The organism is Sphaerotilus uruguayifluvii, assembly GCF_013294065.1.
Classification (GTDB): Bacteria; Pseudomonadota; Gammaproteobacteria; order Burkholderiales; family Burkholderiaceae_C; genus Sphaerotilus; species Sphaerotilus uruguayifluvii.
Map to the genome: position 1 here is coordinate 38,198 of NZ_JABSNM010000003.1, position 12,840 is coordinate 51,037.

Annotated in this window: 13 protein-coding genes and 1 pseudogene; 6 read left to right on the top strand and 8 right to left on the bottom strand. The window is 76.3% G+C overall.

Translation table 11 applies throughout. The features are described from left to right. Position 1: 1 nt before the first annotated feature. Genes HNQ01_RS04220 through HNQ01_RS04230 form a run of 3 tightly spaced genes read left to right on the top strand, consistent with a single transcriptional unit; the run spans position 2 to position 2,492 of the window. Positions 2-1,045, top strand: a complete 1,044-nt coding sequence (locus HNQ01_RS04220) for an MBL fold metallo-hydrolase (protein WP_173804130.1) — start codon at positions 2-4, stop codon at positions 1,043-1,045. Beyond that, the gene (locus HNQ01_RS04225; protein WP_173804131.1) at positions 1,045-1,929 is read left to right on the top strand and encodes a quinoprotein dehydrogenase-associated SoxYZ-like carrier; all 885 of its coding nucleotides are present in this window, start codon (positions 1,045-1,047) and stop codon (positions 1,927-1,929) included. Before HNQ01_RS04220 ends, HNQ01_RS04225 begins: the two co-directional genes overlap by 1 nt. Next, positions 1,926-2,492 (top strand): thioredoxin domain-containing protein, encoded by a 567-nt coding sequence (locus HNQ01_RS04230; RefSeq protein WP_286180460.1) that lies wholly within the window; start codon positions 1,926-1,928, stop codon positions 2,490-2,492. Before HNQ01_RS04225 ends, HNQ01_RS04230 begins: the two co-directional genes overlap by 4 nt. A 20-nt stretch (positions 2,493-2,512) precedes the next feature. Here HNQ01_RS04230 and HNQ01_RS04235 read toward each other — a convergent pair whose 3' ends face one another. From HNQ01_RS04235 to HNQ01_RS04270, 8 genes and pseudogenes are all read right to left on the bottom strand, one after another. Beyond that, positions 2,513-2,866 (bottom strand): translation initiation factor Sui1, encoded by a 354-nt coding sequence (locus HNQ01_RS04235; RefSeq protein ID WP_173804132.1) that lies wholly within the window; start codon positions 2,864-2,866, stop codon positions 2,513-2,515. A 49-nt stretch (positions 2,867-2,915) separates the two neighbouring features. Further along, positions 2,916-3,596 carry an HAD family hydrolase gene (locus tag HNQ01_RS04240; RefSeq protein WP_173804133.1) on the bottom strand — a complete coding sequence of 227 codons (681 nt, stop codon included), beginning with the start codon at positions 3,594-3,596 and terminating at the stop codon, positions 2,916-2,918. Between the two features lie 33 nt (positions 3,597-3,629). Further along, the gene (fae, locus tag HNQ01_RS04245; protein ID WP_173804134.1) at positions 3,630-4,202 is read right to left on the bottom strand and encodes a formaldehyde-activating enzyme; all 573 of its coding nucleotides are present in this window, start codon (positions 4,200-4,202) and stop codon (positions 3,630-3,632) included. Further along, on the bottom strand, positions 4,199-5,116 hold the full coding sequence (locus HNQ01_RS04250) for a formylmethanofuran dehydrogenase subunit C (protein ID WP_353621637.1): 918 nt from the start codon (positions 5,114-5,116) through the stop codon (positions 4,199-4,201). Before HNQ01_RS04250 ends, fae begins: the two co-directional genes overlap by 4 nt. Before the next feature lie 63 nt (positions 5,117-5,179). Then, a pseudogene (gene fhcD / locus HNQ01_RS04255) lies at positions 5,180-6,100 on the bottom strand (formylmethanofuran--tetrahydromethanopterin N-formyltransferase); the annotation flags it as partial. After that, the gene (locus HNQ01_RS04260) at positions 6,067-7,752 is read right to left on the bottom strand and encodes a formylmethanofuran dehydrogenase subunit A (RefSeq protein WP_173804135.1); all 1,686 of its coding nucleotides are present in this window, start codon (positions 7,750-7,752) and stop codon (positions 6,067-6,069) included. The gene HNQ01_RS04260 and the pseudogene fhcD, both read right to left, overlap by 34 nt. Beyond that, positions 7,749-9,038 (bottom strand): molybdopterin-binding domain-containing protein, encoded by a 1,290-nt coding sequence (locus HNQ01_RS04265; protein ID WP_173804136.1) that lies wholly within the window; start codon positions 9,036-9,038, stop codon positions 7,749-7,751. The genes HNQ01_RS04260 and HNQ01_RS04265 overlap by 4 nt, the downstream gene beginning before the upstream one ends. Positions 9,039-9,273: 235 nt before the next feature. Next, complete coding sequence (locus HNQ01_RS04270) at positions 9,274-10,068, bottom strand: HisA/HisF-related TIM barrel protein (RefSeq protein ID WP_173804137.1); 795 nt, start codon at positions 10,066-10,068, stop codon at positions 9,274-9,276. Here HNQ01_RS04270 and HNQ01_RS04275 point away from each other — a divergent pair. Genes HNQ01_RS04275 through HNQ01_RS04285 form a run of 3 tightly spaced genes read left to right on the top strand, consistent with a single transcriptional unit; the run spans position 10,067 to position 12,826 of the window. Beyond that, positions 10,067-11,092, top strand: coding sequence for an ATP-grasp domain-containing protein (locus HNQ01_RS04275; protein ID WP_173804138.1), 1,026 nt, complete (start codon positions 10,067-10,069; stop codon positions 11,090-11,092). The genes HNQ01_RS04270 and HNQ01_RS04275 overlap by 2 nt on opposite strands. Next, complete coding sequence (locus tag HNQ01_RS04280; RefSeq protein WP_173804139.1) at positions 11,079-12,227, top strand: hydantoinase/oxoprolinase family protein; 1,149 nt, start codon at positions 11,079-11,081, stop codon at positions 12,225-12,227. The genes HNQ01_RS04275 and HNQ01_RS04280 overlap by 14 nt, the downstream gene beginning before the upstream one ends. Continuing rightward, a complete protein-coding gene (locus HNQ01_RS04285; RefSeq protein ID WP_173804140.1) occupies positions 12,218-12,826 on the top strand; it encodes an amino acid kinase family protein in 609 nt (202 codons plus the stop codon). Before HNQ01_RS04280 ends, HNQ01_RS04285 begins: the two co-directional genes overlap by 10 nt. The last annotated feature ends 14 nt before the right edge of the window (positions 12,827-12,840 follow it).

Genomic DNA, 12,840 nt, shown 5'->3' on the forward strand with positions numbered 1-12,840 from the left:
CATGGTGCAGGCCGGTCGGCGCCGCCTGCTGGGACTGCTCGGGGCGGGCCTGTGGCGCGGCAGCCGGGCCGCGCCGCCCGGCCCGCCGGACAAGCCGCCGCCCGAGCTGCCGCTCGAACTCGCGCCCGGCGTCTTCATGTTCCGCGGCGCCCGCGGTGAGCCCGGCCCCGACAACCTCGGCCGCACCGGCAACGCCGCCTTCGTCGTCGGCCCCGGCGGCGTGGTCGCGGTCGATGCCGGCGTGTCGTGGCGGCAGGGCCGGCAGCGGCTGGCGGCGATCGAGCGCCAGACCGGCCGCCGTCCGGCCGCGCTGCTGCTGACGCAGGCGCGCCAGGAGTTCCTGTTCGGCGCCGCGGCCTTCGAGGACGCCGGCGTGCCGCTGCTGATGCATGCCGACGCGCTGGCGCTGATGCGCTCGCGCTGCGAGACCTGCCTGCGCCGGCTGCGCCAGCAGCTCGGCGAGCCGGAAATGCACGGCACCCGGCTGCCGCGGCAGATCCGCGCCTTCGACGCCACGCAGGCCCCGGCGGCGCTGCCGCCGATCGGCCGCGCGCTGCAGCTGCTGGTGGCACAGGACGGCCGCACGGACGCCTGCCCGGGCCGCGCCGCGCTGCTCGACGCGGACAGCGGAACGCTGATCGCCGGCGCGCTGCTCGACGTCGAGACGGTGCCCGACGTGCAGGACGGCGACCTGCCCGCCTGGCTGGCACGGCTCGACGCGCTGGCGGCCGCGCCCGCGCCGCTGCGCCACTGCGTCGGCGGCCACGGCCCGCCGGGCCGCGCCGACGCCGTGGCGCGCACCGCGCACTATCTGCGCACGCTGCAGCAGGACTGCGCCGCCCGGCTCGCCGAGGGCCTGCCGCTGGCCGAGGTGGCCGACGCGGTCGCGCCGCCCGCGGGCTGCGAGGACTGGGACGGGCTGGACATCACGCACCGCCGCAACGCCTCGGTCATCTACCTGCGGCTCGAGCAGGCGCTGCTGCGCGCCCGCGCGGACCCGCCCGCCCCGCCCGTCCTGTCCACCCCGTCCGGAGGTCCGCCGTGATGAACCCGAAGCGCCGCCATCTTTCCCTGCTCGCCGCGGCCTGGGCCGCGCCGCTGCTGGCGCCGCGGCGGACCTGGGCGGCCGACAGCCCGATCGGCACACCCGGCACGCCCGGCCTGCCCGGTCCGGTCGGCCACGGCGACGGCTCGCCGCAGTGGACGCTGCTGCGCCGGCGCCTGTTCGGCGAGCGCGAGATCCTCGTCGGCGAGGCCTCGCGGGTGCGGCTGATCGTGCCGCTGCGCGCGGCCTTCGGCGCGTCGGTGCCGGTGCGCATCGTGTCGCGGCAGGCGCCGGGCGCATCGCCGCGGGTGCGCCGCGCCTGGCTGCTGGTCGACCGCAATCCTTCGCCGCTGGCCGCGACGATCGACTTCGGCGAGGACATCGGCCCGGCCGACCTGGAGACACGGCTGCGCGTCGACGAGTACGGCCACATCCGCGTCGTGCACGAACTCGACGACGGCTCGCTGCACGCCGACTCGCGCTACGTCAAGGTCTCGGGCGGCTGCAGTGCGCCGCCCAACCGCGACACGCCCGAGCTGATCGGCCGCACGACGCTGCGCCTGCCCGAGGGCCTGAACCCGGGCCGGCCGACGCCGCTGGAGCTGACGGTGCTGCACCCCAACGACACCGGCTTCGAGATGAACCAGCGCACGCTGCTGTACGTGCCGGCGCATTTCGTGCGGCGCCTGAGGCTGCAGCTCGGCGGGCGCCTGCTGCTCGAGGCCGAGACCGACTTCTCGATCAGCGAGAACCCGCACTGGCGGCTGTCCTTCCTGCCGCGCGAGCGCGCCGAGGTCCTCTCGGCCGAGATCGAGGACTCGCGCGAGCAGCATTTCCACGCCCGGCTCGATCCGGCCGGGGGCCGCGACGGGGGCGGTTCATGAACGCGCCGGCCGCCGGCCGGGGCTGGACGCGCCGCCGGGCGGCGGCCGCCGCGCTGCTGCCCGTGCTGCTTCCGCTGGCGGGCGCGGCGGACGCCGGTGTTCCGGCCGCGTATGCGCCGGTGGTGGTCGAGCCGCGCCCGGACGACGCCGGCCGCCTCGAGTTCGACCTGCGCCCGGCGCAGCAGCGCGCGCGCCAGCTCGGCCGCGCGCTCTATGTCTACCTCGGCGCCGACGACTGCCCCTACTGCCGCCGCTACGAGGATTTCCTCGCCGAGAACGCCGGCGCGCTGGCGCGGCGCTTCGCCGCCGGCTATGTGGTGGCCGACCTGCGCGGGCGGCTCTCGCTCGCGGCCGAGCGGCTGATGCTGCGCACCGAGGCGCTGCGCCTGCCCTATGCCGACTTCCAGCGCGCGATCGGCGACGCACGCGCGCGGCTGCTGGTCTACCCCTGCATCTGGCTGCTCGATGCCGGCAGCGGCCGGCCGCTGATGCAGATGCCCGCCGGCGCCGGCACCTTCCTGACCGTCGACGAGCAGATCGAGATCCTGGACCGGATCGAATGAAGCCGCCTGCGGCCTGCGGGTCAGCCGCCGGCGCGCTTGACCGTGCGGCCCTTGGCCTGCAGCCAGGCGACGACCTTGGCGACATGGTCGCCCTGGATCTCGACCACGCCGTCCTTGGCGGTGCCGCCGCTGCCGCAGGCGGCCTTCAGCGCCTTGGCCAGCGCCGTCAGCTCCTCGCCCGCCAGGCCCAGGCCGCGCACCACGGTGACCGCCTTGCCGCCGCGCCCCTGCGTCTCGCGGCTGACCTTGACGACGCCGTCGGGCGTGCCCGAGACGGCCGCCGCGCGGCACAGGCATTGCAGCACCGGCTGGCGGCAGTCCGGGCAGACCCGGCCGGAATCGGTGGAATAGACGAGGCGGGAATCGGCAGGCATCGGCGCGGCGCAGCGGAAGGTGGCGACAGGGAGACAGGACATCAAGGAATCAGGGCGCCGAGGGTAGCACCGGCCGCGCGATCACCGGCCAGCCGGCGGCCTGCGCGTGCGCGGCCAGCCGCGCGTCCGGCCCCACCGCGACCGGGTCGCTGACCGCCTGCAGCAGCGGCAGGTCGCTGGCCGAGTCGGAATAGAACCAGCTGCGCGCCACCGTCGCGAGCGAGCGGCCGAAGCAGCGCGCCAGCCAGCGCTCGACATGCAGGATCTTGCCCTCGCGGAAGCACGGCTCGCCGACGATCTCGCCGGTGCGCCGGCCGGCCTCGTCCAGCCCCGACTCGGTCGCCAGCAGGTGCGGCACCTCGAACAGCGCCGCCAGCGGCTCGGCCAGGAAGCGCGGCGTCGCGGTCACGATCGCGCAGAGGTCGCCGGCCTCGCGGTGGCGCGCCACCAGCGCATGCGCGGCCGGCGCCAGCCGCGGCGCCAGCTCGGCGCGGAAATCCGCCAGCCACCGTGCCAGCGTCGGCGCCGGCACCTCGCGCAGCCGCCCGACGCTGCCGCGGTGCATCGCGTGCAGGTCCAGCGTGCCGGCGACGTACTGGCGGCAGAAGTCGAGATAGGTCTCGCGCGCTTCGGCCGGCCAGTGACCGCGCCGGATCAGGAACTCGGTCCAGGCCTGGCCGGTGTCGAAGGCGATGAGCGTGTGGTCGAGGTCGAACAGGGCGATCTGCATGGCCGCGGATGATGCCCGGATGGCGAGCGCCGGTCAGCCCCCGGCGCCGGCCTCGGCCGCGTCGCCGGGGGTGGCGCTCCAGTCGTCCATGTCGTGGCGGATCGCGTGGCGGTTGGCGATCAGCTCGTCGATGGTCGGCTCGTTCGAGAGCGCGCGGCGCAGCGCCAGCCGGGTGGCCTCGTAGTTGGTGCGGTACATGTCCTTCTTGTCGAGCTGCGGGTCGGTGGCGCAGCGCGGGTCGATCCAGACCAGGCTGATGATGCAGAGATCGTCGACCAGCGCCTTCGGGATCACGCCCTCGATGACGCAGTCGAGCACCGCGTCGGCGGTGGCGCTCTGCACCACGCCGCCGAAGAGCTCGATGTTGGCCATGTCCTTGAGCGTCACCTTCGGCACGGTGATCGTCGCCGGGCGGACCATCTGGTTGCAGGCGCGGATCGCGAACATCGCGGTGTGGCCCTTGGTCTGCGCCATCATCGACGCGAAGGCCTGGCCGACGGGGCCGTCGACGCGGCCGATCAGCACCTCCGGCATCGCGTCGGTGAACTGGCCCTCGGCGGCCAGCACGGTCGCCTCGCCGGCGTGGAAGGTGTAGGGAAGGGTCATCGGACAGGCTCCTCGGGATCGGAAACGGGGGCAAGAAGGAACAGCTCGCCGAGCCCGTCGACCGCGAGGTCGCCGCGCAGCCGCGGCGGTGGCGCCCGGTCGTCGAGCCGGTCGGACATCGGCCGGAAGGCGGCACGGCCCGCGGCCTCGGGCACGGCCTCGATCTGGCGGCGCAGGTCACGCGCGATCAGCGTCCAGGCCACCCGCACATCGCCGCCACCGGGCACCAGGCCCGGCTCGCGCTGCGCCGCCGCCTGCGCGCCGGCGTCCAGCAGCACGACGCTGCCGCGCCGCAGGCCCCAGGCCGGATGGGCGCCTACCGCGCCGCCGATGACGACGGTGCCGGCCACCAGGCGCGAGAGCGCGAAGTCGCCGGCGCCGCCGGCCACCAGCAGCGTGCCGCGGCGCATCCGGTCGGCCAGGCGGGCGCCGGCACGCCCGGCGATGCTCAGCAGGCCGCCGCGCATGCCGTCCGGGCTGCCGGGCCGCGCCGACGCGACGAAGTCGCCGGCGTCGCCGGCGATGTGCAGCGCGCCGCCCTGCATCTCGACGCCGGCCTGGTCGCGCACCGAGCCGCGCACCTCGATCCGGCCGCCGCTCATGCCGGCGCCGACCTCGTCGCCGGCGTCGCCGTGCACCACCAGCCACCCGCGCGTCATGCCCGCGCCGATGCGGTCGAGCCGCGCGCCGTCGGCGGCGTCCGGGAAGACCAGCACCAGCTCGCCCGCCGCGCCGGCCGGTGCGACGTCGAACCAGTCCGACAGCGGCGGCCGCAGGCGGCCCAGGCGCAGCGGCAGCGCCGCCACCGCCGCGGCGTCGAGCCCGTCGAGCGTCTCGGGCAGAAGGCCGTCGAGCTCCAGGCGCAGCGCCGGGCGACGACGCAGCGTCAGCCGCCAGCCGTGGCCGGTCGGCACCTCGGCGGCCGCCGGCGACGACGCGGCGGTCGCAGCGATCGCCTCGGCCGGCCGGTGCTCGTGCAGCCGGCGCAGGTGGAAATGGAAGGGCCCGAGCTTGCCGCCGTAGTTGCCGGCCGACACCCGCAGCAGGCCGCCGGCCGCGTCGTCGGTGGCCAGCGGCCGCACCGCGTCGAGCCCGGCCTGCATCGACCGGGCGACCGCCGTGGCGCTCAGGCCGTCGACGACGATCTCCAGCACGCTGCCGATGCCGGCATCGAGCTCGCTGCGCGGCACCAGGCCGAGCTGCGTCGGACAGAAGGCGTCGTTGGTCGAGGCCATCAGCGCCGGATAGCGGCTGCCGACCTTCGAGCCCGAGCGCACCACGCCGCCGGGAAACGGCAGGATCACGCCGGGCACCGCGCGCATCGCCTCGGCCGCACACTGCGCCGCGCGCAGCGCCGCGTCGGTGTCGCGCGCCAGCAGCAGCAGGTTGCCGCCGCCGACGCCCTTGACCACCGGCGTCGTCTCGTCGGCGACGAACTCGCCGTCCATCACCGGCACCCGCCACAGCCGCCGCCCGGCGATGCGCTTGCCGATCTGGCCGCCGTCGCCGAAGAAGCGCAGGCCCCGGCCGAGCGCGATCGGCTCGCCGGCGTCGGCCGGCAGGCCGGCATAGACCGCCGTCGTCGGGCAGGTCAGCACGCACTGGCCGACGCGGCGCTCGACCTGCCTGGCCAGCTCCTTGCCGCTCATCGCGAAGATCAGCACCGCCAGGCCCGGGCGGCCGTCGGGCGTCTCGTCGGGGCGCAGCTCGCGCTCGATGCCGGCCTCGCAGCCGCAGGCGATCACCGAGGTCGCGAAGCCGGTGGCCGCCACCGCCGCGTGGCGCGCCCAGACCGGATCGTGCGCGGTGATCAGCAGCCGCGTCGCCTTCATCGGGAAGGCCTCGGCGAAGGTGTCGTCGATGATCATGCCGCCCCGCCCTCCCGGCCCGCGAAGCATTCGACCGGCAGCAGCCGGCCGCCGCGCCCGCAGGCGCACAGCTCGTCGCAGCCGATCTCCAGATGGTCCGGATTCACCGTGCCCCAGCGCGCATGGCGCCGGCGCAGCGCGCGGCCGATGTCCGGATCGAAGTCGGGCACGACGAAGAAGGTGCCGCCGACCGGCTCCTGCCCCGGCTCGGTGGCGCGCCGGCCCTGGCGGGCAACGACCGCGCCGTCCTTGAAGACCCATTCCGGCGTGGTGAACATGCGCTCGCGGTCGAGCGGGTCGTCGCGGTAGACGGCGAGGTCGGCCACCGCGCCGACCCCCAGATGGCCGCGGTCGCGCAGGCCGAGCAGCCGCGCCGGGCCGGCACGCGTCATGATCGCCACCTCCTGCAGCGTCAGCTCGCGGCGGATGTCCTTCAGCGCGCACTGCTGCGCCACGTCCGGGTGCAGGCGCGCGAGCTGCGCGTCGCGGAAGTCGCGGTCGCACAGCAGCCGGATCAGGTGCGGATAGCTGGTGAAGGGGCCGCCGTTGGGATGGTCGGTGGTCAGCACCACCTGCCACGGGTCCTTCGCCTGCAGGAAGATCTCCAGCCCGATCGCCCACTGCAGCGCGTTGACGTAGCTGCTCTCGCGGTAGCGGAAGGGCACGACGCCGCAGCCGGCCTCGCACTCGATGTCCGAGAACACCGACTTGCGCGGGCTGGCCAGCCCGGCGTTGGCGAACTGGCGCATCGTGTCGCCGGAGGCGGTCACCGTCTGGCCGAACAGGATCTGGCCGACGTCGACGCTGAGCTGCGGGCGCGCGTCCAGCGCCTCGACCAGCGCGCGCGCCGCCGACGAGAACTTCTTCGGCCCCTCGCGGCCGTAGGCATGGAACTGCACATGCGTCAGGTGCGCGGGCAGGCCCTCGAGCGCGTCGATCGTCGCCAGCGTCGAGTCGATGTTGCCGGCCACGCCGAGGTTGCTGGCGTGGATGTGCAGCGGATGCGGCACGCCCAGCGCCTGCAGCCCCTGCGCCAGCGACTGCAGCACCTGGCGCGGCGTGACCTGCCAGTGGCGGTGCGGCTCGTCGACGTCGAGGCGGCGCTGGTCGAACTTGAAGGCCGAGATGCCGGCCGGATTGACCACCTTCACGCCCATCGCCCTGGTCGCGTGCAGCGTCCAGGCGATCAGGTCGCGGATCTCCTCGGGGCCGGCGCCCTCGGCGAGCCGGCGCAGCAGCATCTCGTCGTTGCCGAGCATCACGTAGGCGCCGTGGTCCAGCACCGGCGTGTCGCCCAGCTCCATGTGGGTCTGGCGCGCGTTGGCCGCCACCATCGCCGGCTCGAAGGCCGCGGTGTAGCCCATCTCGACATAGCGCCAGCCGGTCTCGATCGCGCCGGGCGCGACATGGCGGCACGGGTCGCCGTCGGCGTGGCGCTGCAGCTCGGGCAGCAGCAGCCGCGCCAGGTTCATCTTGCCGCCGCCGATGTGGGTGTGCAGGTCGATGCCGCCGGCCATGACGATGCAGCCCGACAGGTCGATCGTCGTGTCGGCCGGCTCGCCCGGCGCCGGCTCGACCAGGCGGCCGCCGCGCAGCCAGAGGTCGCGCACCTCGCCGTCGACGCCGTGGACCGGGTCGTGCACGCGGCCGCCGCGCAGGCAGGTCAGACGGTGGCCGCTCATGCCGCCGCCCTCCCCGCGCCGAGGCGCTCGAGCAGCGCCAGGACCTGCGCCGCCGCCGGGGGCGCCGCCCGCCCGCCGGCGGCGTGCAGCGGCATCAGCACCGAGCCGTCGACCCGGAACAGATGGCCGCCGTGGTCCCAGCCCGGCACGCCGGCCGGCAGGAAGACGGTGCCGGCCTCGTCGCCCAGATGCCCGCCCGTGACCAGCGCCGCCGGCCCGATCACCACCCGCACCGGCGCGGCCGGCACGTCCTGCGGCGCCAGGCAGGCCACCCACAGCAGCGCGTCGACCGCGCCGTCGGCCAGCAGCCGCGCCGCGCCGAAGCGCCGGCCGTCATGCTCGGGCACCGCGCGACCGCCGCCGTCCGGCGCGAGCGCGTGGCGGCTGCGCAGCGGCTGGCCGGTCATCCAGGCGTGCACGTACTGCGCCGTCATCGCGCCGTCGCCGCCGCTGACGGGCAGCGCCGCGGCGCGGGTCACGCGGTTGAGCCGCATCAGCAGATGCGTCAGCCGCTCGATCGGCAGCGCCGCCTGCGCGCCCAGCTTCGACGGCTCCCACAGCAGCGCGACGTAGCGGGCCGCGCGCATCCGCGCCGCCAGCGCCCGCACGTCCGGCGGCGTGGCCGCGCGCGCCGCCTCGGCCTTGTCGCCCAGCTCCAGATGCAGCTGCACCAGCAGGTCGGGCAGATCGTCCGCGCCGCCGGGCAGCGCCAGCAGCTCGGCCTCGGCGCCGGCCGGGCGCTCCGCGTCGCGGCCGACATGGATCCACGCCGGCCGCGGCGCCCGTCCGGCCTCGCCGCGCCCGGCCAGCAGCCGCTCGACCAGCCGCGGCGCGGACGCCGTCACCGCGCTGCCGAGGCTGACGATCAGGTCGGCGCGCTCGCGGATCTCGGCCAGCGTGGTGGTGAAGCTGCCGCGGTCCTGCAGCGCGCGCAGGCCCTGCGCCAGCGGCTCGCCGGCCGCGGTGCCGACATCGACCACCGCGCCGAGCCGCTGCGCCAGCCGCACCAGCGCGCGCGCGCCGTCCACATCGCAGCCCCAGCCGCCGAGCAGCGCCTGTCCGGCCGCCTCCAGCCGCGCGGCCGCGACCGCCAGCGCCTCGTCGAGCGCCACCTCGCGGCCATCGACGCGCGCCTGCGCCGCGGGCATCGCCTGCAGCCCGGCCAGCGCAGACTGCGCCTTCGGGCAGCCGGTGGCCTCGGGCCGGCGGTCATCGCACAGCAGCGGGCAGAAAGGACAGGTCCAGGGCGGCGGTCCGGCAGAGACAGGGGGAGACGTCGGCAGCATGGAGCCTGCCAAGGCAATCGCCATGCCACGCGCGCCGGCCGGGCCGCCTGCCCGGGCCGGCCCCAGGAACGCCACAGTCGCGCCTCATTCGCGCGACAGTCACGCCACAGTCTGTGGCGCAGAGTGTCGCGTTTCCCTGCCAGCGGCGGGTCGACAGCCGGCCGGCCACGGTGGCACGGAACCTGATTCCGCTGCCTTCACCATGCCGCTCGCGCCGCACCTCCCCGGACCTGCCTCAGCCCCCGTCGCCGAGGCGGCCGTCATGCAGCGCGCTGGCCACCAGCCAGGCGCGCGCGCCGGCCGCGGCGGCGCGGCGCAGGTCGGCCGCACCGCGCAGGCCGCCGGCGCCGATCAGCATGACCTCGGGCGCGCGCCGGTGCAGCGCGGCCAGCGTGTCGAGATCGGGCCCGCCGTCGCTGCCGACCCGCTCGAGCGTCATCACGATCACCCGCCGCGGCCAGTGCCGGGGCTGCTCCCACAGCCCCGCGGCATCGAGCCGCCGGCCGTCGCGCCGGTCCAGCGACAGCAGCGCGCGCGCGCCGACCGGATCGGCCGGATCGAAGCAGCCGGCGACCGCGCCGGCGTCATGCATCGACTCGCTGGCATGGACCGGATCGACCCGCTCGGCCAGATCGCCGAGCCGCGCCAGCAGCGCCCGCGCGGCGCCGGCATCGGCGAAGCCCGCGTCCAGCCACAGCCGCCGGCGCGGCGCCCGCACCAGCAGCGCCCGCAGCAGATCCAGCTGCGCCGCGCCGCCCTGCAGCGCGTCCAGGTCGGCGACATAGAGCGTGTCGCTGCCGGCGCGCCGCGCCAGCGCGTCGGCCAGCCCGAGCGGATCGCGCCCGCCGTCGCCCAGCGGCGAGCTCCACGGCGCGTAGCGGTGCCGCTCGCCGCGCTGCGCGCGCACCAGCGCGCCGCCCATCAGATCCACCACCGGAACGATCACCGGAACGATCACCGGAATGCTCGACGGAGCGATGCCCGCGGCCCCGGCCGCGGCCTGCCCTTCTGCTGCTGAAACGACGCCCATGACCTCGATCCTCGTTCTCGAATTCCTCTCGGCCGGCGGACTGCACGGCGACCCGGCCGAGGCGGTGCTGATGCCGCTGGGCGTGTCGATGCGCGACGCGATGGCCGCCGACCTGCTCGCGCTGCCCGGTGCGGACCTGCGCGTGACGGTGGCCGACTGTAGCGCCGCGCCGGCCGAGGCGCTGGCCGCGCGGCTGCCGGCGGCGCAGGCAGCCCGGCTCGGCCGGGTGCGCGCGCGGCCCGGGCAGGCGCTGCTCGACTTCGTCGAGGCGCAGGCCGCCGCACACGATCTGGCCTGGATCGTCGCGCCGGAGACCGGCGAGCTGCTGCCGCGCTGCCGCGAGCGCGTCGGCGACGCGCGCTGGCTCGGCAGCAGCGCCGACGCGCAGCACGCCGCCGCGCGCAAGAGCCGCACGCTGGCGCGGCTGGCCGCCGCCGGCCTGCCGGTGCCGGACGATGTCGCGGGCGATGCCCGGCGCTGGGTGGTCAAGCCCGACGATGGCGCCGGCGCCGTCGACACCGTCGTGCTGGCGGACGAGGCGGCGGCCCGGGCGCTGGCTGCGCGCCGCGCCGCCGCCGGCGAGCCGGTGATCGTGCAGCCCTGGGTGGAGAGCGCCGACAGTGCCGACGACTCGGCCTGCAGCCTGTCGATGCTCTGCGGCCCCGGCCTGGCCGGCGGCGCCGAGGCCCTGGCGCTGAACCGCCAGCGCATCCGCGTCGATGCCGCCGGCCAGGTGCACTACGACGGCCTGGAGCGCCTGTGCACCGACCCGGCCGATCCGCGCTGGCCGGCGCTGCAGGCGCTGGCCGAGCGCATCGCCGCGGCGATGCCGGGGCTGCGCGGCTTCGTCGGCGTCGATCTGGTCCGCCACGCCCGGCTCGGCTGGGTGCCGATCGAGGTCAACGCGCGGGTGAGCTGCGCCTGGGTCGGGCTGTCGGCCGTGCTGGGCCGGCCGCTGGCGGGCGAGGTGCTGGCGCTGCACCGCCGCGCCCGGGCGCAGGAGCCGAGCGATGTCGCGGCCTGAGGCACAGGGGCCCGTCGTGATCGGCTGGGATGTCGGCGGCGCGCACCTGAAGGCGGCGCGCTGGCGCGGCGGCCGGATCGACGCGGTGCGGCAGCTCGCCTGCCCGCTGTGGCAGGGCATGACGCATCTGGACGCCGCGATCGACGCGGTGCGGGCCGCCTGGCCCGAGGTCGACGCGCCGGCCTGCCGCCACGCGGTGACGATGAGCGGCGAGATGACCGACCTGTTCGCCGACCGCGAGGACGGGGTGCGCCGCATCGGCGCGCGGCTGCGCGAGCGGCTGGCCGGCGAGCTGCGGCTCTACGCGGGCCCGGGGCGCTGGCTGGAGGTCGAGGCCGGCGGCGACGCCTGGCCGCAGGTCGCCTCGGCCAACTGGCGCGCCACCGCCAGCCACTGCGCCGCTCGGATGCCGCGCGGCCTGCTGGTCGACATCGGCAGCACCACCACCGACCTGATCGCCTTCGCCGGCGGCCGGGTGCTGGGCTCGAGCGTGAGCGACCGCGACCGGCTGGCCAGCGGCGAGCTGGTCTACCACGGCGTGGTGCGCACGCCGCTGTGCGCGCTGGCGCGGCGCATCGCGCTGCAGGGGCAGGAGCTCAACGTCATGAACGAGTTCTTCGCCACCAGCGCCGATGTCTACCGGCTGACCGGCGAGCTCGACCCGGCGCACGACCTGCACCCGCCCGCCGACGGCGCCGGCAAGTCGCTGCGCGAGACGCGGGCTCGGCTGGCGCGCATGGTCGGCTGCGACGTGCGCGACGCCGGCGAGGCCGACTGGCTCGCCTTCGCGCGCGCCTGGCGCGCCCGGCAGGTCGACGTGATCGCCAGCCAGGCCGGCCGGGTGCTGGCCGCGCACCGCGCCGCCTTCGGCCCGGCGCCGCCGGTGCTGGTGGCCGCCGGCTGCGGCGCCTTCCTGCTGCCGGAGCTGCAGGCGCGGCTGGGCCTGCCGGGCGCGCCGCTCGACTACGGCCGCGACATCGCCGGCATCAGCGATGCGGCGGTCGCGACGATGGCGCGGGTCTGCGCGCCCAGCGTCGCGGTCGCGGCGCTGCGGGCGGACGCGGACCACGACGACGACGGGCACGGAGACACGATGCGCCACCACGGCGCGCGGGAGACGCTGCGATGTGGGTGATCAAGCTGGGGGGAAGCCTGCTGGGCGACGCACGCCTGACCGACTGGCTCGCGCTGGTCGAGCAGCTCGGCGGCGGGCGGGTGACGCTGGTGTGCGGCGGCGGCACGCTGGCCGACGAGGTGCGCCGGCTGCAGGCGCGCTGGCAGGTCGACGACCTGACCGCGCACAACATGGCGGTGCTGACGATGGTGCAGAACGCCCACCTGCTGCAGGCGCTGGCGCCGACGCTGCAGCCCGTCGCGCGCGAGGCCGACATCATGCCGACGCTGCGCCGCGGCGGCGTGGCGCTGTGGATGCCGCTGGACCTGCTGCGCGCCCGCCCCGACCCCGACACCAGCTGGGACGTCACCAGCGACAGCATCGCGCTGGCCCTGGCCCAGCGCCTGCACGCCGAGCGCCTGGTCGTCGTCAAGTCCTGCGAGATCGACGAGCGCCTGACGCTGGACCAGCTCGGCGACCTCGACATCCTCGACCGCCGCTTCGCCACCCTCGCCGCCACCGGCAGCGTGCCGATCGACGTGCTGTGCCGGTCGCAGGTGGAGGTGCTCAGGGGGGGGTTGCTGGGGGCGTGCGAGGGGGGGAGCCGGCGGTACGGATGAACGGAGTGGACGTG

What these genes read in the sequence shown, in the direction of transcription:
- HNQ01_RS04280 (WP_173804139.1), top strand. Translation starts at nt 11,079, where the DNA reads ATGTCGCGGCCTGAGGCACAGGGGCCCGTCGTGATCGGCTGGGATGTC.
- HNQ01_RS04260 (WP_173804135.1), bottom strand. Translation starts at nt 7,752, where the DNA reads ATGAGCGGCCACCGTCTGACCTGCCTGCGCGGCGGCCGCGTGCACGAC.
- HNQ01_RS04265 (WP_173804136.1), bottom strand. Translation starts at nt 9,038, where the DNA reads ATGCTGCCGACGTCTCCCCCTGTCTCTGCCGGACCGCCGCCCTGGACC.
- HNQ01_RS04285 (WP_173804140.1), top strand. Translation starts at nt 12,218, where the DNA reads ATGTGGGTGATCAAGCTGGGGGGAAGCCTGCTGGGCGACGCACGCCTG.
- HNQ01_RS04275 (WP_173804138.1), top strand. Translation starts at nt 10,067, where the DNA reads ATGACCTCGATCCTCGTTCTCGAATTCCTCTCGGCCGGCGGACTGCAC.
- HNQ01_RS04235 (WP_173804132.1), bottom strand. Translation starts at nt 2,866, where the DNA reads ATGCCTGCCGATTCCCGCCTCGTCTATTCCACCGATTCCGGCCGGGTC.
- HNQ01_RS04230 (WP_286180460.1), top strand. Translation starts at nt 1,926, where the DNA reads ATGAACGCGCCGGCCGCCGGCCGGGGCTGGACGCGCCGCCGGGCGGCG.
- HNQ01_RS04220 (WP_173804130.1), top strand. Translation starts at nt 2, where the DNA reads ATGGTGCAGGCCGGTCGGCGCCGCCTGCTGGGACTGCTCGGGGCGGGC.
- HNQ01_RS04225 (WP_173804131.1), top strand. Translation starts at nt 1,045, where the DNA reads ATGAACCCGAAGCGCCGCCATCTTTCCCTGCTCGCCGCGGCCTGGGCC.
- fae (WP_173804134.1), bottom strand. Translation starts at nt 4,202, where the DNA reads ATGACCCTTCCCTACACCTTCCACGCCGGCGAGGCGACCGTGCTGGCC.
- HNQ01_RS04270 (WP_173804137.1), bottom strand. Translation starts at nt 10,068, where the DNA reads ATGGGCGTCGTTTCAGCAGCAGAAGGGCAGGCCGCGGCCGGGGCCGCG.
- HNQ01_RS04240 (WP_173804133.1), bottom strand. Translation starts at nt 3,596, where the DNA reads ATGCAGATCGCCCTGTTCGACCTCGACCACACGCTCATCGCCTTCGAC.